The organism is Hoeflea sp. TYP-13 (assembly GCF_040932035.1).
GTDB lineage: Bacteria > Pseudomonadota > Alphaproteobacteria > Rhizobiales > Rhizobiaceae > Hoeflea_A.
The window spans coordinates 1,341,854-1,360,404 of record NZ_JBFRBB010000001.1 but is presented as its reverse complement, the minus strand read 5'-3'; the positions used below and the strand labels follow the sequence as shown (position 1 = coordinate 1,360,404).

The 18,551-nt window shown below is 56.9% G+C and carries 23 protein-coding genes; 7 read left to right on the top strand and 16 right to left on the bottom strand.

What is annotated here, in order from left to right; translation table 11 throughout:
- Positions 1–3: 3 nt before the first annotated feature.
- The 7 genes from ccmE to ABVT35_RS06375 all read right to left on the bottom strand — a co-directional run bounded on the left by ccmE (position 4) and on the right by ABVT35_RS06375 (position 5,243).
- A complete protein-coding gene (gene ccmE / locus ABVT35_RS06405) occupies positions 4–447 on the bottom strand; it encodes a cytochrome c maturation protein CcmE (RefSeq protein ID WP_368465449.1) in 444 nt (147 codons plus the stop codon).
- Positions 444–1,586 carry a c-type cytochrome biogenesis protein CcmI gene (gene ccmI, locus ABVT35_RS06400; protein ID WP_368466286.1) on the bottom strand — a complete coding sequence of 381 codons (1,143 nt, stop codon included), beginning with the start codon at positions 1,584–1,586 and terminating at the stop codon, positions 444–446. The genes ccmE and ccmI overlap by 4 nt, the downstream gene beginning before the upstream one ends.
- A 96-nt stretch (positions 1,587–1,682) precedes the next feature.
- Positions 1,683–2,111, bottom strand: coding sequence for a hypothetical protein (locus ABVT35_RS06395; protein ID WP_368465448.1), 429 nt, complete (start codon positions 2,109–2,111; stop codon positions 1,683–1,685).
- Positions 2,112–2,201: 90 nt separating this feature from the next.
- Positions 2,202–3,611 carry an ATP-binding protein gene (locus ABVT35_RS06390; protein WP_368465447.1) on the bottom strand — a complete coding sequence of 470 codons (1,410 nt, stop codon included), beginning with the start codon at positions 3,609–3,611 and terminating at the stop codon, positions 2,202–2,204.
- Positions 3,601–4,272 (bottom strand): response regulator transcription factor, encoded by a 672-nt coding sequence (locus ABVT35_RS06385; RefSeq protein ID WP_368465446.1) that lies wholly within the window; start codon positions 4,270–4,272, stop codon positions 3,601–3,603. Before ABVT35_RS06385 ends, ABVT35_RS06390 begins: the two co-directional genes overlap by 11 nt.
- 26 nt (positions 4,273–4,298) lie before the next feature.
- On the bottom strand, positions 4,299–4,517 hold the full coding sequence (locus ABVT35_RS06380; RefSeq protein ID WP_368465445.1) for a hypothetical protein: 219 nt from the start codon (positions 4,515–4,517) through the stop codon (positions 4,299–4,301).
- A gap of 267 nt (positions 4,518–4,784) precedes the next feature.
- Positions 4,785–5,243: a YcgN family cysteine cluster protein gene (locus tag ABVT35_RS06375; RefSeq protein WP_368465444.1), complete on the bottom strand. Its 459-nt coding sequence runs from the start codon at positions 5,241–5,243 to the stop codon at positions 4,785–4,787.
- Between the two features lie 171 nt (positions 5,244–5,414).
- Between ABVT35_RS06375 and ABVT35_RS06370 the strand changes: the two genes are divergently transcribed.
- From ABVT35_RS06370 to ABVT35_RS06360, 3 genes are all read left to right on the top strand, one after another.
- The gene (locus ABVT35_RS06370) at positions 5,415–7,577 is read left to right on the top strand and encodes a transglycosylase domain-containing protein (protein WP_368465443.1); all 2,163 of its coding nucleotides are present in this window, start codon (positions 5,415–5,417) and stop codon (positions 7,575–7,577) included.
- A gap of 84 nt (positions 7,578–7,661) precedes the next feature.
- A complete protein-coding gene (locus ABVT35_RS06365; protein WP_368465442.1) occupies positions 7,662–8,252 on the top strand; it encodes a DUF1214 domain-containing protein in 591 nt (196 codons plus the stop codon).
- Complete coding sequence (locus ABVT35_RS06360; protein ID WP_368465441.1) at positions 8,245–8,790, top strand: DUF1254 domain-containing protein; 546 nt, start codon at positions 8,245–8,247, stop codon at positions 8,788–8,790. Before ABVT35_RS06365 ends, ABVT35_RS06360 begins: the two co-directional genes overlap by 8 nt.
- A 71-nt stretch (positions 8,791–8,861) precedes the next feature.
- On the opposite strand, the gene ABVT35_RS06355 is transcribed toward ABVT35_RS06360, so the two are convergent.
- The gene (locus tag ABVT35_RS06355; protein WP_368465440.1) at positions 8,862–9,038 is read right to left on the bottom strand and encodes a hypothetical protein; all 177 of its coding nucleotides are present in this window, start codon (positions 9,036–9,038) and stop codon (positions 8,862–8,864) included.
- 252 nt (positions 9,039–9,290) lie between these two features.
- On the opposite strand from ABVT35_RS06355, the gene ABVT35_RS06350 reads away from it, so the two are divergent.
- The gene (locus tag ABVT35_RS06350) at positions 9,291–10,337 is read left to right on the top strand and encodes a DUF2336 domain-containing protein (RefSeq protein ID WP_368465439.1); all 1,047 of its coding nucleotides are present in this window, start codon (positions 9,291–9,293) and stop codon (positions 10,335–10,337) included.
- On the opposite strand, the gene ABVT35_RS06345 is transcribed toward ABVT35_RS06350, so the two are convergent.
- The 3 genes from ABVT35_RS06345 to ABVT35_RS06335 are packed head-to-tail and all read right to left on the bottom strand — an operon-like array spanning position 10,324 to position 13,353.
- On the bottom strand, positions 10,324–10,665 hold the full coding sequence (locus tag ABVT35_RS06345) for a DUF1491 family protein (protein WP_368465438.1): 342 nt from the start codon (positions 10,663–10,665) through the stop codon (positions 10,324–10,326). The genes ABVT35_RS06350 and ABVT35_RS06345 overlap by 14 nt on opposite strands.
- A 44-nt stretch (positions 10,666–10,709) precedes the next feature.
- Entirely contained in the window at positions 10,710–11,525 is an 816-nt protein-coding gene (locus ABVT35_RS06340) for a peptidoglycan-binding protein (RefSeq protein ID WP_368465437.1), read from the bottom strand.
- The gene (locus tag ABVT35_RS06335; RefSeq protein ID WP_368465436.1) at positions 11,503–13,353 is read right to left on the bottom strand and encodes a sensor histidine kinase; all 1,851 of its coding nucleotides are present in this window, start codon (positions 13,351–13,353) and stop codon (positions 11,503–11,505) included. The genes ABVT35_RS06340 and ABVT35_RS06335 overlap by 23 nt, the downstream gene beginning before the upstream one ends.
- A 244-nt stretch (positions 13,354–13,597) precedes the next feature.
- On the opposite strand from ABVT35_RS06335, the gene ABVT35_RS06330 reads away from it, so the two are divergent.
- From ABVT35_RS06330 to ABVT35_RS06320, 3 genes are all read left to right on the top strand, one after another.
- A complete protein-coding gene (locus ABVT35_RS06330) occupies positions 13,598–13,879 on the top strand; it encodes a hypothetical protein (RefSeq protein ID WP_368465435.1) in 282 nt (93 codons plus the stop codon).
- Positions 13,880–14,035: 156 nt separating this feature from the next.
- Positions 14,036–14,473 carry a SufE family protein gene (locus tag ABVT35_RS06325; RefSeq protein WP_368465434.1) on the top strand — a complete coding sequence of 146 codons (438 nt, stop codon included), beginning with the start codon at positions 14,036–14,038 and terminating at the stop codon, positions 14,471–14,473.
- 116 nt (positions 14,474–14,589) lie between these two features.
- The gene (locus ABVT35_RS06320) at positions 14,590–14,976 is read left to right on the top strand and encodes a DUF1761 domain-containing protein (RefSeq protein WP_368465433.1); all 387 of its coding nucleotides are present in this window, start codon (positions 14,590–14,592) and stop codon (positions 14,974–14,976) included.
- 156 nt (positions 14,977–15,132) lie between these two features.
- Here the strand turns inward: ABVT35_RS06320 and ABVT35_RS06315 are convergent, their stop codons facing one another.
- The 5 genes from ABVT35_RS06315 to ABVT35_RS06295 all read right to left on the bottom strand — a co-directional run bounded on the left by ABVT35_RS06315 (position 15,133) and on the right by ABVT35_RS06295 (position 18,542).
- A complete protein-coding gene (locus tag ABVT35_RS06315; protein WP_368465432.1) occupies positions 15,133–15,555 on the bottom strand; it encodes a MucR family transcriptional regulator in 423 nt (140 codons plus the stop codon).
- 258 nt (positions 15,556–15,813) lie between these two features.
- Positions 15,814–16,170 (bottom strand): monovalent cation/H(+) antiporter subunit G, encoded by a 357-nt coding sequence (gene mnhG / locus ABVT35_RS06310; protein ID WP_368465431.1) that lies wholly within the window; start codon positions 16,168–16,170, stop codon positions 15,814–15,816.
- A complete protein-coding gene (locus ABVT35_RS06305; RefSeq protein WP_368465430.1) occupies positions 16,163–16,501 on the bottom strand; it encodes a cation:proton antiporter in 339 nt (112 codons plus the stop codon). Before ABVT35_RS06305 ends, mnhG begins: the two co-directional genes overlap by 8 nt.
- The gene (locus tag ABVT35_RS06300; RefSeq protein ID WP_368465429.1) at positions 16,498–16,971 is read right to left on the bottom strand and encodes a Na+/H+ antiporter subunit E; all 474 of its coding nucleotides are present in this window, start codon (positions 16,969–16,971) and stop codon (positions 16,498–16,500) included. Before ABVT35_RS06300 ends, ABVT35_RS06305 begins: the two co-directional genes overlap by 4 nt.
- Positions 16,968–18,542 (bottom strand): Na+/H+ antiporter subunit D, encoded by a 1,575-nt coding sequence (locus ABVT35_RS06295; protein WP_368465428.1) that lies wholly within the window; start codon positions 18,540–18,542, stop codon positions 16,968–16,970. Before ABVT35_RS06295 ends, ABVT35_RS06300 begins: the two co-directional genes overlap by 4 nt.
- Positions 18,543–18,551 lie beyond the last annotated feature (9 nt).

Here is an 18,551-nt window from a genome sequence, read left to right as displayed (position 1 = left end):
GTCCTATTTCTCCTCGCCCTGCCACACACCCTGCTTCTTCAGGCTGTCGGCAACCTCTTTGGGCATATAGGTTTCGTCGTGTTTGGCTAGAACCGAATCCGCCACAAAGAGGGGATTGCCGGGCTGGAAGGCACCCTCGACCACAACGCCCTGCCCCTCGCGGAAGAGATCCGGAAGGATCCCGGTATAGGTTATCGAAACCGTGTTGGCGGTGTCCGTTACGGCAAACTCGACGGTCGTTCCCTGTCCACGTGTGACCGAATCTTCCGCGACCAGCCCGCCGAGGCGTATTCGGGTTCCGGGATTGATCTGCTTTTCAGCGACGTCGGTCGGTGAATGGAAATAAACGATCTGCTCCTGCAGCGCAAAAAGCACTAGGATGACGGCAACGCCTATGACGCCGACGCCGCCGGCTATGATCGCCAGTCGTTTCTGCTTGCGTGTCATTGCTCCACCTTCTCCGGCGCAAGTCCAAACTGGGCCGCCGCCTGCATGAGGGTCTGCCGTCCGGCGCTTCCGTCGCTGAAATTCTCCAGCGCGCGCTCAAGCGCATCTCCGGCCTGCTGTGCCTGTCCAAGAACCATGTAGGAGCGGATCAGACGAAGCCAACCGTCAAGATCATCGGGATTTTGCCGCAGCTTCTCATCAAGGCCGGCAACCATGCCGCCGATCATTTCGCGCCGTTCATCTGCACTCATCTCCGCAGCGGCCGCCACCTGCTCGCTATCGGGACCGGGCGCGGCTTTGCCGCCGGCCTGTGCCAGGCGCTTGTCGATTTCTTCGAGGTGCGCCTGCACCTGCGGCATCCAGGGCGCATCCGGCTCCGACCGGGAAGCAAGCTCCGAAAAGGCCGCTTTGGCTTCCTCATATTTGCCTTCCTGGGTCAGCCCCAGTGCAAGGAAGAATGACGACAGGGGATTGCCCGGCTCATGATCATAAGACGCCTGGAATGCGGCCTGCACATCCGAAGTCACGATACCGCCCGACTGTGCGAACAGCGCCTGGCCAAGACCGGCTTGTCTGGCCGCTGACGAACCAAGCAACCGAATGGCGTTGCGATAGGCGGTTTCGGAATCCTGTACCCGCCCGAGGCTGTAATAGATCGGCGCGAGAACGTCCCATCCACGGCCGTCCTGCGGATTGCTTGCAAGATGGGTTTCGGCCTGAGCCACCAGCTTTGCAATATCACTGTTGTCACCGGACGGCGGCTGTATGCGCGCGGCGAGCGGCTGCGATGGCATGCCAGGCTTGCCAATCGCCAGATAACCGGTGATCGCCATCAGCGGCAGGAACACGATCACCACATAGCGCGCAGCGCCGGAAAACGGCGAAGATCCGTCTGACTTTCGAGATTTGGCGTGTGACGCCTTGATCAGCCTGCGGCCCACCTCGGCTCGGGCATATTCTGCCTCATCACCGGTCAGCAGGCCTGATTCGATGTCGCGGTCGATCTCGCGCAGCTGGTCGTGATAGACCTCCGCGTCGAATTGCTTTTCTTCCGCCTGTTGTTTCGTACGCCGGGCAAGCGGTATGAGCAGACTTATGGTAGCGGCTACCGTCATGATGGCAGCCAAGACCCAAAACATCATGATAACTTGTTATCTGACCCTGTTCTGTTGCCCTTACGGAACGGCGGCGCCGGCCGATTGGGCGTTCGTCACTGTCTATTGGAAATATGGGAGCTAGACAAGCGGCGTCCAGTTGCCGTCCTCGCTGCGGCAGGCGGTTCCACGTGCCGTTGTGGTCTCGCCATTCCGCATGATTTTGTGGACATACTGCCTGCAGTTCTGGGAACCGACCTCATAGGGCTGCGCTGCGTAGACCTCTCCCGAAACGCCGCTTTGCGTACTGGACCATGCGACGATCTGTCCGCTGGGTGCGATCTCGAGAGCGCGGTATTCGGCCTCCAGCGCCTTGATGCGGTCCTCAGCGCTCAGCTGCGCTGTAATCGCCGGGTCGACTATGCCGCCGTTAAGGGCTTCGATGACAGTCGGCTTGCCGGCCGATTGCGGCACAAATGAATTGAGGAAGCTGGACTGCCCGCCGGTATTCGCACAGCCGCCAAGGGCCAGCAGTGTCGCAATCGTCAAAATCTGATAGCGGGCATTCATAGTGATGTTCTCTCCAGTCAACCCCACATTGAAACCGAGGATGTGGCGTCAATGTGGCAGCGGATTGATCGCCATCATGTGCAACAAAGATTAACGAACAGCAACCGGCAGCGTCACCGTTGCGCATAGTCCGCCAAGTGCGCTGCGGCCAAGCGATACGGAGCCTTTATACTCGCCGGCAATTTCCTTGATGATCGAAAGACCCAGTCCCGTTCCGGGTTTGCTTTCATCGAGACGCCGGCCTCTCTTCATCGCCTCCGCGAGGTGATCGTCAGGCATTCCGGGACCGTCATCTTCAACATAAATCGAGAGCAAGGGCCGGACCTCACCGGCACCGGTGCCCGAGGCGGGCTCTGTCGGCATCTCAGCGCGGACCCTGACCTTGCCCGATGCCCATTTTCCCGCATTTTCCAGCAGGTTACCGAAGATTTCTTCGACGTCATGCTGTTCCATCGCAAGGTCCGGAACATCGTCATCGAGCTGCAGTTCGAATTCGGTATCAGGGTTCAGCCGCTCCATTACACGCATGAGGCGCTGCAGCGTTTTGCCTGTATCTGCACGTACCAGAACCGAGTTCTGCTGGGCAGCAATACGGGCCCGGTCTAGGTAGTGCTGGACCTGGTTTTGCATCGCGGTCGCCTGCTCATTAACAAGCCGCGCCTGGTCCGGTTCCATTGAGCGGCTCTCATTAAGCAGCACTGCAATAGGCGTCTTCAGCGAGTGGGCAAGATTGCCCACCTGCATGCGTGCACGCTCGATAATGCGGCGGTTATTGTCGATCAGCGCGTTCACCTCGCCGGTCAGCGGCGCTATTTCCCGGGGAAAACTGCCCTCAAGTGATTCGGTTTCGCCGGCGCGGATTTCCTCAAGTGACCGCCTTATCGTGTCAAGCGGGCGCAGACCGAACAAAATGGCGATGGCGTTGACGAGCAGGCTGCCGATGCCGAAAACCACCAGAAACAGGATCAGCTGGCGCGAAAATGCGGAAACATCGTTGTCGAGGGCATCCATATTCCCGGTGACGCGGAACCGCGCAATTTCACCGTTGTCGCCCAGCAACACTTCGGTTTCGGCAACCATCAGCTCCTGTCCGGTGCTGTCGCTTGAACGGTAAATGCGTTCGTAACGTTCATTGAACGGCGCGACCTGAGTGGAGATCGCCGCTACCGTTCTGTCACCCAGGGACACGGAGGCAATCCGGTCCTGCGGCCCGTTGCCGATGATGTTGACGATCCAGTACCAGCCGCTGCCCGGTTGGCTGAAACGCAGGTCGCCAAGCTGCGGCGTGCCCTCAAGCTTGCCATCTGCAGTCAGAGAAACGGAATTGATGACGTTATACAGTTGCGCTCGCAGCAAGTCGCGAAAGCCGCGCTCTGCCCCATTTCGGTAAAGCGTGAGAATCAGCAGGCCGATAACAAAGAGGGCGATGACCGCCCAAAGCGTCGCAATCGTCAGGACCCGCGCTGCAAGTGAGCGGGGCTTTTTGACGCTAGCTACCATCTTCGGGAGCCTGAATCCGATATCCAAGCCCGCGTATCGTTTCGATCATGTCAACGCCGAGTTTCTTGCGCAGCCGCCCGACAAAGACTTCAATCGTGTTGGAATCGCGATCGAAATCCTGGTCGTACATGTGTTCAACCAGTTCGGTGCGCGAAACGACCTCGCCCTTGTGATGCAGCAGATAGGAAAGCAGGCGAAATTCGTGTGACGTCAGCTTCAGGGTCGTTCCATCGACCGTCGCCTTGGCTCCGCGCGTGTCGAGCCGCACAGGCCCGCACACGATTTCGGACGATGCATGTCCGGCGGCACGGCGAATGAGTGCGCGAACGCGGGCCAGTACCTCCTCAACATGGAACGGTTTTGCGACATAGTCGTCCGCCCCGGCGTCGATGCCCGCCACCTTGTCGCTCCAGCGATCGCGCGCAGTCAAAATGAGCACCGGCATCACCTTTCCAGCGGCGCGCCATTCTTCCAGCACGCTTATGCCGTCCATCTCCGGCAGGCCGATATCAAGAATAACGGCGTCATAGGGTTCGGTATCGCCCAGAAAGTGCCCCTCGGAACCGTCATAGGCCTTGTCGACCACGTATCCGGCTTCTTCGAGAGCCTCGCATAGCTGGCGGTTGAGATCCTTATCGTCCTCGACAACGAGTAGTCGCATCGGCTGTGCCCCGTTTGTTTGCTGCCTTACGGCCTGGCATTGACGGTCATCTTGCGCCGCCTCTTACCGTCCTTGTCACTGGCGAGCACGGTGATCTTGCAGATGTCCTGGCCACCGCTCTTTGCGACCTTGACCGAAAGAAGCTGGCCATTCGTCTGATTGAGGACGCGCTGGACGGCGGCCGAGCAGTCCGCCGACTGGGCAGCGGCATCGCCGGCTTCAAGCGCCATAAAAGACACAGCCATCACCGCAACCAGCAATATTTTCCTGCAACTGCTCATTTTCGTCCTCAAACTGACCTTTTCAAGCCATTACATTCAGCAAGATCGGAAAATTCCGATACAACATATATTTGGCAAACCCCGTTCGTCCATGGGGCGAAGCAACTGATTTGCCTTGTCGTTAATGTGTACACTGGCGTTGCTGAACTAAAAATGAACGGCGGCGGGATAAGACCAAAATGCCTGCATAAGCCGTTTTGCGGCCTTTATTCGTGGTTGCCGGGCCGACGATCAACCGTCCACGGTCTCAAACGGCCAATCGACGATATGAAGCTCGTAGTCTTCCGGCTCCATCCCGGCTTCGGGAACAGTGCGGTCGCGCACCGAAACGCCGGCGTGATGAACCGTATCTGGGTCACCCGACACCAGCGGGTGCCACCAGTAAAGGTCCCTGCCCTCGGCAATGAGCCGGTAACCGCAGGTCGGTGGCAGCCAGGTCAGTTTCCGCACGGAAGCCGGGGTCAGATTGATGCATTCGGGCACCTCGGCCTGGCGATGGTCGTAATCCTTGCAGCGGCAGGTATCCGGATCGAGCAGCTTGCATGCAACATTGGTCCAGGCGATCTCGCCGGTATCCCAATCCTCAAGCTTGTTGAGGCAGCACCGTCCACAGCCGTCGCAAAGGCTTTCCCACTGCTCGGTGCTCATATCCTCAAGCGTGGTCGTTTTCCAGAACGGATCGGTTGTCATAGATGCTCCCTATGGCAGCGGGCGGCGGTAACGATAGCAGTCACTTTTTAATGCACCCCTTGTTCTCTTGCTCTAATATAGGCAGAACTGCAGGGCGCGGTGGAAATCCTGACCGAACCGGGGCGTTTTGGACGGTGCGGATCAGGCAGTCAAGAGACGGGAAAACGGAAGGTGCAAGACCCCTTCAGTCAGGATCAAAGACCCAGAAAGCGGCGGCACCTGTTTTTGCGGCTGGATTCCTGGATCGATTCGACCCTGTGGTCCGCGGGATCGGGTCTCGGCGACAAATGGGAAGATATCAACATCTTCTTTCGCCGATTTACCGTCAAAGGCTACAAGCGGGCATTTTTCGAGATGGCCGGAGAAGCCATGACGCTGGGGACCGCCGGCGCGGTTCTCATGCTGGCCCTTGCCCTGCCCGCGTTTGAAGAGACATACGGCAACTGGCGCGAACAGGACGACTTCGCGGTTACCTTCCTTGACCGTTACGGCAACGAAATCGGTCACCGGGGCATCATCCACGAAGATTCGGTGCCCATCGACGAGTTGCCGGACCACCTCATCAAATCGGTGCTGGCTACAGAGGACCGGCGGTTTTTCGAACATTTCGGCATCGATTTATTTGGTCTGGTACGTGCCATGACTGAAAATGTACGCGCCAATTCTGTGGTTCAGGGCGGCTCGACAATCTCACAACAGCTTGCCAAGAATCTGTTTTTGACAAATGAGCGGACGATCGAGCGCAAGATCAAGGAAGCATTCCTTGCACTGTGGCTTGAGGCCAACCTGCCGAAGAAGGAGATCCTGCGGCTTTATCTCGACCGCGCCTATATGGGCGGTGGAACATTCGGGATTGCGGCAGCCGCACAGTTTTATTTCGGCAAGGACGTAACCGACGTCACACTGGCGGAATCGGCAATGCTGGCGGGGCTTTTCAAGGCCCCTGCCCGCTATGCGCCGCACATCAACCTGCCGGCGGCACGCGGGCGGGCCAATGAAGTGCTCACCAACCTTGTCCAGGGCCAGCTCATGACAGAAGGCCAGGTCATCGGCGCGCGACGCAATCCTGCAGATGTCGTCGACCGGGGCGACAAGGAAACTCCGGACTATTTCCTCGACTGGGCCTTTGAGGAGGTCAAACGCATCGCGGTCAAATACCCCGAACACTCCCTGATCGTGCGCACCACCATTGACACAAGCCTGCAGAAAGCAGCCGAAGAGGCGCTTGAAGCCGGTCTTCGCCAGTATTCGAAGCGCTACAACGTGCAGCAGGGCGCCATTGTGCTGATTGAAAACGGCGGTGCGGTTCGGGCAATGGTCGGCGGGCGCGACTATGGCGAAAGCCAGTTCAACCGCGCGACAAAGGCGCTGCGCCAGCCGGGTTCCTCATTCAAGGTCTATGTCTATACAACAGCCATGGAAAACGGCTTTACGCCCGACACGATGATCAGGGATGCCCCGATCACCTGGCGCGGCTGGTCGCCCAGGAACTATGGACGCGGATATGCGGGACGCGTCGATCTGACCCGTGCGCTGGTCAAATCCATCAACACCGTGCCCGTGCGCCTTGCCCGTGATCACCTTGGCACCGAAAAAATAGCGGAAATGGCCAAAAGGCTGGGTGTCGAAACACCACTACGCACAGACAAGACCATGCCGCTCGGCACGTCCGAGGTTACCGTTCTGGACCAGGCAACGGCCTATTCCGTATTCCCGTCGGGCGGGCTGGCGCCCAACCGCCACGGTATAACGCAGATCATGAACTATTCCGGCAACGTCCTTTACGACCATCGCCGCGATGCACCGGAACGCAAACGGCTGCTCGACGAAGAAACAATCCGTTCCATGAATTCGATTCTTACGCAGATTCCTGAATGGGGTACCGGCCGCCGGGCAAAACTTGAAGGCATCAAGACCGCAGGAAAGACCGGAACGACACAGGCCTACCGGGACGGATGGTTTGTGGGCTTTACCGGCAACTACACGGCTGCCGTCTGGTTCGGCAATGACGATTATACATCATCGGCGCGCATGACCGGTGGTTCCCTTCCGGCAATGACGTTCAAACAACTTATGAACTATGCACACCAAGGCGTTGAACTTAAACAGATTCCTGGCCTTGAAATACCTGAAGATGAAGAAACGGCGGGTGACGCGCTCGTTTCCCGTTCGGAACTCGTCGATGAAAGCGGCGCACCAATCATCAGACCGCGCGTGCTTTCAAAAGAGGCAACCCGGCTGCTGCGCGAGTTGGCCGAAAGCTTTGCCACGGCGCCTCCGGTAAGCAGCCAAAAAGAACAATCCATTGCCTTGAAGCCCACAACAAACCGGTAGAATCGGTGCACCATTCCAATTTGGCGAAATCGGTGGGCAACTGCTATGTCTGACTCACGATCTTGCTCTAGAGGTTAGCATTCCTTGTTTCGCGTTCCTGCAACAATAGCAGCCATATTTCTCATTGCGTTCGGCGGCGCCATGCTGACGGCTGTCTATGCACTGAAAGCGACGATCGGCTTCGGCTCGATCGCTATCGGTCCGTGGACAGCCTGGCCGCTGGCGCAGACCGAACAGGCTGATCCCTATGCCAAGGCACACCGGGCACGGGCCGGGCAGCTGCTGCTTGGCGATGCCGAGGGGCTGGTTTTTGTCGCCAGCAGCGACAGTGCGGGTTCCAGGCTTTCCGGAAATTGCGATTACGTGGTATCGGGCCGAACCCCGCCTGCCCGCTTCTGGACCTTGCACACAACCGGCACTGACGAGGCACTGTTACAGGTCGACCAGTCATTTCCCGCTGCATACCACTCTCAAAACGTTCTCAAGACGCAAAAGGGAGAATTTTCGATCGGCGTCAGCGGTCAGCCGAAGCCGGGCAACTGGTTGGCGACCGGCGAGACTTCAAGGCCATTCAAGCTCGTCCTGACGCTTTTCGACACGCCGACGGCCGGAAGTTCGCGGCTGATCGAATTGCAGATGCCCGAGATTTTGCGCGAGGAATGTCGCGATGGGTAGGCTGTTTTATGTGGTGCTTTCAGGCATTGCGGGGGCCGCACTGCTCCACATCATCATCATTCTGGCGATACCGGCCTATGCCGAGCGCGATACCTGGACAAAGATCACTGCTCTCGGGCCGACCGAGTTCTTTCACTTGCTGCCCCCCAACAAGCCCGGCGGGCTGACCTCTGCCAATCCGTTCATTCGCACTGCCGTATGCCGGTTCGACATAACCGAGGAGCCGGTTCGCGTAACGGCTTCGGGCCTTGCCTACTACTGGTCTCTGGCTATTTTCGATCCGGGTGCGAACGAGGTCTACAGCATGAATGACCGCACTGCGACCGACAAGAAACTGGACATTGCGGTCGTGACTCCGCTGCAGATGATCGGCTACCGCAAGAGCCTGCCGGAAACGCTGGCCGATTCAGTGCTGATCGAGTTTCCCGGAACCACCGGATATCTGGTACTTCGAACAGTCACACCCGATTCCAGCTGGGACCTGATCGTCCGGGAGTTCCTGAGCAACGCGCTTTGTCAAAGCGCGGATGCGTATTGATGCAATAGCGTCGCCAAAGCCCGCAAATATCTTATTACGGGCGAATATCAAGCAGGAGCCCCACCTATTGCCTAAAGCTTGCCGCCCCTCGTCTGATCGGCGATCAGCCGCTTTTTTTCCTGCTTTTTCTCTTCGTAGCGAACACCTGTGAACACAAGAATACTGGCGCTCTCGCGTTGCGTGTTGCGTCGCCGCCCCTTTGGCCTGCGTGAGGCCAACCTTGAATTAAGTTCGATTATGACACCCATCGGATTCACCGTTCCCCTCGTCGGGAACGATAAGCTGCGCTTTTAACCGTTCCCCCTGGTCTTTGCGATCATGTTGCACAACTCCATACCAATATCGGCGCAGCTCATGGCGCGTCGGGTCTGCCGCATCTTGCGGCTGTAAAAACCCTAATGCGTACTATTCGATTAGAACTCCGGATAGTTAACAGTTTGCTAAATATTTGCCTTTACTTTGAACCATCAAGGAGTTCTGCGTAGTTTGGGTGGTGTATTTTGGATCGTTTCCGCGACCTTGAAAGAGCCGGAGAAACCGGTCGGAAGGACGCTGCTTTGCTTGCGGCCATCGCCGGATTCGAGGCACTGAAGCACCCGACCTCGCACAACCTTCGCCAATTTTCCAACCTGTTTACCGGACTGTTCGAGCTGACGCGGGAAGATACCCGGCGCACAGCCGCCGCCGCACTCTCAAGAATCGAGATGCTGCCGCAGGACGTCACCATGATTGTGGCAAACCAGCCGATACGGATCGCCGCCCCTTTTCTTGCCTTCAGCCCCTGTCTTACCGATCAGATGCTGCTGCAGACGATTTCAAGACACGGCAACGCGCATGCGCGCGCCATTTCGCGCCGCAAGTCCTTATCGCCGGTGCTCCTTGGGGTTCTGGCCGAACTGAACGACTCGGCTGTTGCGCGCTCAATCCGCCTCAGACACATGAATGGCAACAAGCTCGGCGCAAAGATACCGATGACGGACGACGCTGTAAAACGTCGTGACGAGGATGCCTTGCGAAAGCGCATCAAGGACATGGCGCTCGCACGCATGACCAAGTCCAGCAAGCCAGCGACGCAATCGGCCACAATGGGCAGGCCAGCCCTCGATTTGCTGGTTCAACAGGCGGAAGCTTCGCAGCCGGTCAGGTTTTCCGGCATGCTTGCCCGGGCGCTCGGCACCGAGGCATCCCTTGCGGAACGCATCATGCTGGACGTTTCGGGTCGCCAGCTGACAATGGCTTTGCAGGCTCTAAACATGGCTGACGATGAAATCCTGCGCGTCCTTGTCAGCATCTTTCCGCAGCTTCGAAGGCTTTCCGGCGGCATTCAACACGCATCGCTCGTGTTGCAATCAACCAACCGCGATGACAGCACCAGGCGCGTGACTGCGTGGGTGCGCGCCAACGCACCGAAAGCACGTCAGACTGCTACACATTTCGAACCGCATACTGTCGACAATCCGGAACGAATAGACCGGTCAGCGCCCGGCTACAGAAACGATCGGGCGGTTAAGCCGGCTGCGATCAAGCCAGCTGTTAAACGGGCATGACCGAGACGTAGTCTTCAGGTTCATCCGTTTCGATTTCGACAACCCAAAAATCCGGATCGAATTTCTTCTCCCGTTCAAGCAGGGCGTCGATTTCCTGGCTTTCACATTTATCCAACCGCCGCTCGAAACTGCGGTCCAGCGGCTTTGCCGTATCAAAATGGCTTTGAGGGGCCGGGCCTAAGAGGGTTTCCCGACCGTCCCTGCCCCGTATGCGGATGAATATGGCTCCCGCTTCGGGCGAACCCTGCCGCTCGATGACAGCAAACAGGCCGTCACCAAAGACCCGGCGCACCAGCGCCTTTACCCACATTTCAGAGGTCAGTCGCATATTGGCAGCACCCGGGTATGTGCACAAATACCGGCACGGATAAACTAGAGTGCACCGATCTCGCGCAATTTCTTGAGGACAAGCTTGTCGGGCTGGCCGGTGACCGGCAGGCGGTAGTGCCGCTGAAAGTCGGCGATTGCCTCCGTCGTCTGCCTACCGATAACCCCGTCAACCTTCACATCGTCATAGGCAATATTGCTAAGGCCCTTTTGGATGCTGACAATCAGATCCGCCACCGGATCTTCCGCCGCCGCGCGCGGTGCCTGAGCAGGTTTTTCGGCCTTCAGGATCTCGGTAACCGTACCCGGCTTCGGCCGGGGCACGGCAACGACATCCAGATCGGAAATAAGCAGGTGAACCAACAACGCATCGGTCGGTTCACCGGTCGGCTCAAGACCTTGCCCCTTCTGGTAGTTGCGAATGGAGTTTGCGGTCTGTGGTCCAAACACGCCGTCCACCGTGCCATTATAAAGTCCACGGGCGCGCATCGCGCTTTGGAGATTATAAACCGTAATATCCGCCGGAGGAGCCTTTCTGTCGGGTATGCTTGCCGTGCTCTGCGGATCGCTGTGCTCAATTCTGAATGTTGTCACCCGGCTGGATGGAATCGGAACATCCTCCAATGCCGGTATCCGAACATTGTAGCCCGATGTCGTACGGGTGTTGTAGAGCGGCGCGGGATGTTTGCCGGGCTGGTAGACAAGCGCATTGATCGTGACAAATGTGAAAGCGACCGCAAACACCGTCGCCCCACCGGCTATCGACGGGTGGCGCGATATACTCTCACCGGCGGACCGGAGCAGGCCGGTTAGTACCGGAAACCGGCCAGTTTTTGCGTCAGGCCGTTTTCGCCTGGTCATGCCCTGTCTCCATTGCGGGTTGTTTTTTGCGAGTCAATCGCGGAGGAAATTCTACCGCGGCGGCAGGTTGGGTGTCTACGAGGTTTTGGTCCCGCTGCGGTCCGTCGGCGGGAAGACGGATTGTAACCGTGGTTCCCACATCGACCGTGCTTTCAATCCCAAACTGCCCGCCATGCAGCGCCACCAGCCCCTTGACCAGGCTGAGGCCCAGACCAGTGCCCTCATATTGGCGCGCATACTGACTTTCAACCTGAACAAATGGCGCGCCGATCTTTTCCAGATCGGCTTCGGAAATACCGATACCGGTGTCTGAAACCGAAAGACTGATCCATCCGGTGTCTTCGCAAACGTCGACCGTTACAACCCCGTCTTCCTCGGTGAATTTGATCGCGTTTGCCATCAGATTGATCAGGATCTGCTGCAATGCGCGGCGGCAGGCTGTTATCTTGCGGTCGCCTTTTGCCACACGGGCATTGAGAACAATGTTCTTTCCGGCGGCCTGCGGCGCCAGCATGGCCTCGCACATCTCGACAACTTCCTTGATGTTGAAGGTTTCGAGATTGAGTTCATACCGGCCCGCCTCAATCTTGCTGAGGTCAAGCATTGAATTGATGACCGAAAGCAGGTGCTGGCCGGACTGGTGGATGAGGCCGACATATTCGCGTTGTTCCGGGCTCAACGATGCGCCGAGAAATTCGCCTGACAGAAGATCGGAGAACCCCAATATCGCATTGAGCGGCGTCCGCAATTCATGACTGACGGCAGCAAGAAAGCGGGTTTTGGCTTCATTGGCTGCTTCGGCCTCTTCGGTTTTTTGCGCGAAGGCGCGCCGTAGTTTGACACCGACGCCATTGTCGGTCGACTGCGCGATGAACCCGGAAAACGAGCCATTGTCGCGAAGCGCGACCAGCTGCATTGAAAGATGCAGGAACTGGTCTTTGCCCTCATCTTCGGCATCCTGGCGCATGCGCACTTCGATTGATTGCGTCGCCGAACCGGTGCGCATGCGGTCGATCGCCTGCAGAAAGCGGATGCGATCCGAAACATGCATGTGTTCGACAAGCCCGCGGCCGGCGACATCGCCTATGCGCTCAAGCAGGTCTGGTGCGTCTGCACCATAAATCGAAACGATATCTCCGCGCACATCGTGCAGCGAAATCAGACCCGGAAGATGGTCATAAGTACGCTCACCGCTGTCGGCGGATGCTGCTTGCGGCACCTGCTCCACCTGCCCCGGGATCAGGTTCACGACAAACAACGCACCATAGACACCGAGTGCGGCGATAACGGCAATGGACGCTACATTCGAGCCGGCCGTGCGCAAAGGAGCAAGCGGGAACATAAACTGCGCTGCAGCCAGAATGCAGAGGACGGCAGCCAGAGTGCCGAATCCGGCAAGGAGAGCCTGTCGGTCCTTGCGCAGCCTGAATGCCTCGGCCGGCAGCAGGAGCACGAGCGGCAACATTGGCGAGGCCAGCCCACCGGTTGCAATACCGGCAGCGGCAAGCCCCGAGGCAGCAAGCAGCAGAGTCAAAATCTCGACCATCTTACGGCGGCCGGTCTGCATCAGCACGCAGGCCAGGACGAGCGTACCGGCCGACAGCGCCATGACGGGCGCCGCTATGATCTGGGCGTTGAATGCGGGAATGAGGGTAAAAGGCAAAACGGACGCCAGAATCGTGCCGATCACCAGCAGCAGCGCAAGAAGCCTCGACTGGTTCTTGCGTTCCAGGTCGTCAACGATGTCGCGATGAACCCAGTTCGCGACCACACGGTCGGGAATTGGTATCATATCCCACGAGAAATAACGCTTCGCCCTGATAGCCACTATTGTACTCAATACGCTTGTTGTTCTGGCTTGTTCAAAATGCCAGAACCAGCTTAAGGAATGGATAAAACAGACAGGCAATCGAGCCGAAACAATGGATTTTTGCGCGAGGCATTCAAATCCGGCGGCAGCTTTTTTGATCATGGTTAACAGCGTGTAACCGCGACACGAAAGGATATTTTCACAAATATTGGATCAGATAGCAGCCGTTGGACCGGTTCAGGGCCGGCGTCTGGAGAGTTCTATGCGTTTTATCATCAAGGCCGTATTCTGGTTTGCGATCGTTCTGCTCTTTCTGCCGGGCAATTCCCTGAATACGCGGAAGGACAACATCGATCATTCCACGACAACAGGCACAATCAGTTCGTCCGTCGAAATCCGCAAACTCGCAGACAGACTTCAATCCATATGCGTGGAAGACCCGGATATGTGTGCAACAGGCCTGAGAAACGTGGAATTGATGGCCGCAATTTTGCGCGACAAACCCGGCTATAGACCAGCTTGCCCGGACAATCTCGAGGAATAGGGACACCGGAACGCTTTTTGCGTGCTTTGTTCCCGTAACTTTCCTATATCGGAGAAAGGATCAAACCGGTCGGCCGGCAGATCAGCACGTGCTGCGCTCAGGTGCACAAGCGTGCAAGCAGATAAAAACGGAAAATGATACAGGCTGCGCTTGGCAATGGCTTCACTTGAACAGATAGTCGACGATTTTGAGTTTCTGGACGATTGGGAAGACCGGTACCGCTATGTCATCGAGCTCGGGCGGACACTGGACGAAATGCCCGATTCGGACAAGACGGATGCCAATAAAGTGCAGGGCTGTGTGAGCCAGGTTTGGCTGACCTACAAGATTGACGCCACGGATCCGGCGGACCCCGTTTTGTATTTCACCGGAGATTCTGACGCACATATCGTACGCGGGCTCGTGGCCATCATGCTGGCCGCCTGTTCCGGCCACAAGGCTTCCGATATTGTCGCATTTGACGAAGGGGCCCTGTTTGCCAGGCTGGGCCTGATCGAGCACCTCACACCGCAGCGGGCGAACGGGCTGAGATCGATGGTTGCCCGCATCAAGAGCGAAGCGAAAGCCTCTGCCGCAAGCTCAGCCGTTTCATAAATCCCGTTCCCTCTCATTTCCATGCTGACATTCCCAATCGGCGCAGATTGGACTGCAATTAACAATTGTGTTAATTAACAAATGTTCCATCAACCGCAAACGAGGGAATCGGTATTATGGGAGAACTTACAACTGGAATTAACTGGCTCGCCGTCATAGTAGGTGCGGTCGCCGCATTCCTTGTGGGCTGGCTTTGGTATTCTCCGATGCTCTTCGGCCGCAAATGGGCTGAGGGCGTGGGTGTTGAGATGGGAAAACCGGGGGAAATGCCCGTCGGCGCCATGGTCAGCCAGGTCATCGGCCTGCTGCTGCTAAGCTGGTTTGTCGGCGTTACCGCGGCTGCTAATGCGCTTGCGACTGTTATTCTTGCTGCGATTGCATTTGCGGTTCTTGCATATTCAGGCGGCATGTTCCGGCGCAACGGCGCTTATGCACGGGTAACCGACCTTGGCTATCTGATCGTATCCGTTGTGATCATGATTATCTGCCAGGGACTGTTTTAAACCCGGGGAAATGGACCGCGAAATCAAAATCGGGCACTGATTTCTCAGTGCCCGGTAAAATCTGTCTATTAACCGGCGATGCCTGATGGTTGACACCGCTTTTCTATATGGCCCCGGATAATTCAGAACAGGAGCCAGCAATAATATTCGAATAGATTATTCGCCGTTCTTGCGCTTCTGGCCGAGACCCATTTCCTTTGCCAGCCGAGAACGTGCTTCGGCATAGGCCGGTGCAACCATCGGATAGTCTGCGGGCAGACCCCACTTTTCCCGGTATTCTTCCGGCGTAAGGCCGTGATAGGTCATCAGATGACGTTTCAGCGACTTGAACTTCATGCCGTCTTCAAGACAGATGATGTAGTCATGCTGTACAGATTTGCGGATGGGAACCGCAGGCTTTGGCTTTTCTACAGGGGCTGCTTCAGCCGTTGTTGTTGACCCCAGTGCGGAGTGTACATTTGCGATCAGCCCGGGTAGATCGCTTGTCTGGACAACGTTGTTGCTTACATAGGCCGCCACGACTTCAGCAGTCAGTTCGGCAAGCAAGTCGTCTCTGGTATTCTCGATTGCTTCATTCATTTTCGCGCCTCAAATATATTTAGTTTTTCATCTACCAAAATCCCATCATTTTTGGTGTCCGGTGTTTGTTTGGCGTTCTTCTGGGAACGCTCTTTTTTTTGTCACCCGATGCGCTGATATCACTAATCAATTACATTTCAAACTAGAAATTTCAGTAATTCGCTACTTTTTGCGTAATGCAGTGCAAAATCCCTGTTAATTCCAAGGAAAATTAAGTTTAAACCGAAAACTCGTAATCCCCCTTACAATTGAGCAGTATTATTTTTCTGCGCTATTGATGCGACTTCCTTGTTTTGGCATTTCATCGATGACTGATTGCTCACTCAACCGATAACCGACAGCATACGACGCCTTGGCCAGCAGGTGAGCCGAGATCGGAGCTGTCAGCAGGAAGAAAGCCACGCCGGCAAGAGCACGGGTCAGCGTGCCCGTGTCTCCGGCTTCGATGCCGAGCGCAATAAGCACGACTCCCGACCCCAAGGTGCCGGCCTTCGAGGCAGCGTGCATACGGGTATAGACGTCCGGAAGGCGGATCAGCCCGAGTGCGGCGACCAGTGTAAAAGCCGATCCGATGACAATCATTATGGCGACGAGTATTACAAGGAAACTATCCATCGGTCTTCTCCGCATTCGAAGTCTCTGCGGTATCGAAGTCGTCATCACGGACATTGCCGCGCGCGAGTATGAAGCGGGCGAATGCCACCGTAGCGAGAAATCCGACGAGTCCAAGCGCAATGGCAATGTCCACATACAGCGTGTAACCGGTCTTGATGCCGATTACCGCAATAAAGCCGATGGCGGTGGCTACCAGCATATCGAGAGCCAGAATTCGGTCGGGAAGCGTCGGTCCGCGCACGACCCGGATCACCGTTAGAATGAACGACAGGCAAAGCAGCGTGAGCGACAACAGGACGGCGCCTTCCAGCAGTGCAGCGGCATCAATCATCTGAACGCCTCCAGGATCTTGCGCTCGAATCCATTGGCAATGTCCTTGCGCGTTGCATCCAGATCCGAACAGTCAATCGCGTGAACATACAGGTACTTCTTGTCCTGCGAGACATCCACCGACAGCGTACCGGGGGTGAGTGTGATCATGTTGGCGAGCAGCGTTATCTCGAAATCCCGATCGACTTTGAGCCGGTAAGCGAAAATGCCTGGCTTCAAATTCATCCTTGGCGACAAGACTGTAATGGCAACCCGAATTGCGGACATCACGAGTTCGTAGAGAAACAGGATGAACAGACTAATGATGCGCTGTGCCCGCGAAAAGTACCCGACAGATCCGACCTGTTCGCGGATCAGGTAAAGCACAAAAGCACCGAGAAGGAATCCGAAGGTGAAATTGAGGACGCTGTAAAACCCGGTAATCGCTGCCCAGGTCAGCGCCAGCAGGACATTGACGAGGAACAATTTCATTGCTGATCTCCCTGCGGAAACACCGACCGGATATAATCAACGGGGTTGAGCATTTGTTCTGACCCTGTCTGCGAGAGCTCAAGAATCTGCTGCGGGAATATGCCGATGATCACCACCAGCGCTGTCAGAAGCAGGAGCGGTAGATAATCAACCATCGGATTGAGGACGACGGCCTCCTCGTCATCGGCAACGGCAGTGCCTGCCGATGGTCGCCAATAGGACAGGACCCATACTCGTCCAACCGCGATCGTGGTCAAAAACCCGGTGACCAGTATGACGCCCGCCAACCACCAGGCACCCACGTCCAGTGAAGCCTTCACCAAAATGACCTTTGGCCAGAATCCTGAAAAGGGCGGCAGTCCAGACACTGCAAAAAACAGCACCAGCGTTATGGCCGCAAGAAACAAGTGCGAGCTGTAAATGCCACTGGCCGATGCGATCGAAAATCCACCGGCCGCCCGTGCAGCAAGCCCCGTTGCAAGATAAAGGGCCGTCATGACAATCATCGAATGGACGGCATAGAAGATGGTTCCGGAAACGCCGCCCGGGCTGGCAAGCGCAAGGCCCGCGAACATGACACCGATCCCCGATATCACCAGATATCCAAGGAGCCGTCTGAAATCGGTCTGAGCCAGCGCCCCCATCGCCCCGATGATCATCGTCGCAGCGGCAATGATCGCAATGATAAAACCGAGAACGTCGCGTTCGGCGGGAAAGAGCACCAGGGTCACGCGCATCAGGGCATAGACCCCGACTTTCGTCAGCAGGCCGGCAAACAGCGCGGACACGACCACACGCGGCGTATGGTAGGAGGCCGGCAGCCAGAAATTTACCGGAAAGGCCGCCGCCTTCATGCCAAAGGCCAAAAGGTACAGACTGACCAAAGTGATCATCGGCGCCTTGTCTCTCATCGCCGGTGCCTTGAGTGCAATATCGGCCATGTTGAGTGTGCCGAAGATGCCATAGAGATAACCGGTGGCAATAAGAAACAGGGTCGTGGCGACCAGGTTGAGAAAGGCGTATTTGGTCGCACCGTCGATCTGGCCGCGCTCGGAGCCGAGGATCAGCAGTCCGAATGATGCAATCAGCAGCACTTCGAACCAGACGTAGAGATTGAAGATGTCGCCGGTCAGGAAGGCCCCGCTGACGCCGGCCATCATCAAAAACAGGAACGGGTAAAAGCCGTAACGTCTACCGCTGTGATTGACGTCCCCTGCCCCGTAAATGCCGCCGGCAAATGCGGCAATGCCGGCCGTCAGACACAAAAGCGCACCCAATATGTCGACCGTAAAGGAAATTCCGAAAGGCGGCAGCCAGCGCCCCATGGTCATGGTCACCGGACCGTTGACAACCACATGGGCAAGCAGTGCCGCGTCCAAAAGCACAAGCGCGGCGAGCCCGGGAATGGCTATATATGGCTGAAGCCTGGTGTCCTTGCGGACCATCAGCAGCAGCGCACCCAGCACAATACACCACGCCAGGGGCGCGATGACGAGCCAGTCGGCCAGCGCAGCCGGCTCGGTGATCATTGCCGCAGATAGGTCGACAGTTGTCTTTTCGGACGATGCCATATTTTGTGT

Bases quoted from the DNA above. Each gene is read 5' to 3' on its own strand.
- ABVT35_RS06385 (WP_368465446.1), bottom strand. From the start codon at position 4,272: ATGCGACTACTCGTTGTCGAGGACGATAAGGATCTCAACCGCCAGCTA.
- ABVT35_RS06345 (WP_368465438.1), bottom strand. From the start codon at position 10,665: ATGCGACTGACCTCTGAAATGTGGGTAAAGGCGCTGGTGCGCCGGGTC.
- ABVT35_RS06390 (WP_368465447.1), bottom strand. From the start codon at position 3,611: ATGGTAGCTAGCGTCAAAAAGCCCCGCTCACTTGCAGCGCGGGTCCTG.
- ABVT35_RS06320 (WP_368465433.1), top strand. From the start codon at position 14,590: ATGGGAGAACTTACAACTGGAATTAACTGGCTCGCCGTCATAGTAGGT.
- ABVT35_RS06330 (WP_368465435.1), top strand. From the start codon at position 13,598: ATGCGTTTTATCATCAAGGCCGTATTCTGGTTTGCGATCGTTCTGCTC.
- ccmI (WP_368466286.1), bottom strand. From the start codon at position 1,586: ATGTTTTGGGTCTTGGCTGCCATCATGACGGTAGCCGCTACCATAAGT.
- ABVT35_RS06325 (WP_368465434.1), top strand. From the start codon at position 14,036: ATGGCTTCACTTGAACAGATAGTCGACGATTTTGAGTTTCTGGACGAT.
- ABVT35_RS06375 (WP_368465444.1), bottom strand. From the start codon at position 5,243: ATGACAACCGATCCGTTCTGGAAAACGACCACGCTTGAGGATATGAGC.
- ABVT35_RS06305 (WP_368465430.1), bottom strand. From the start codon at position 16,501: ATGATTGATGCCGCTGCACTGCTGGAAGGCGCCGTCCTGTTGTCGCTC.
- ABVT35_RS06360 (WP_368465441.1), top strand. From the start codon at position 8,245: ATGGGTAGGCTGTTTTATGTGGTGCTTTCAGGCATTGCGGGGGCCGCA.
- ccmE (WP_368465449.1), bottom strand. From the start codon at position 447: ATGACACGCAAGCAGAAACGACTGGCGATCATAGCCGGCGGCGTCGGC.
- ABVT35_RS06315 (WP_368465432.1), bottom strand. From the start codon at position 15,555: ATGAATGAAGCAATCGAGAATACCAGAGACGACTTGCTTGCCGAACTG.
- ABVT35_RS06300 (WP_368465429.1), bottom strand. From the start codon at position 16,971: ATGAAATTGTTCCTCGTCAATGTCCTGCTGGCGCTGACCTGGGCAGCG.
- ABVT35_RS06340 (WP_368465437.1), bottom strand. From the start codon at position 11,525: ATGACCAGGCGAAAACGGCCTGACGCAAAAACTGGCCGGTTTCCGGTA.
- ABVT35_RS06395 (WP_368465448.1), bottom strand. From the start codon at position 2,111: ATGAATGCCCGCTATCAGATTTTGACGATTGCGACACTGCTGGCCCTT.
- ABVT35_RS06355 (WP_368465440.1), bottom strand. From the start codon at position 9,038: ATGGGTGTCATAATCGAACTTAATTCAAGGTTGGCCTCACGCAGGCCA.
- mnhG (WP_368465431.1), bottom strand. From the start codon at position 16,170: ATGGATAGTTTCCTTGTAATACTCGTCGCCATAATGATTGTCATCGGA.
- ABVT35_RS06295 (WP_368465428.1), bottom strand. From the start codon at position 18,542: ATGGCATCGTCCGAAAAGACAACTGTCGACCTATCTGCGGCAATGATC.
- ABVT35_RS06380 (WP_368465445.1), bottom strand. From the start codon at position 4,517: ATGGCTGTGTCTTTTATGGCGCTTGAAGCCGGCGATGCCGCTGCCCAG.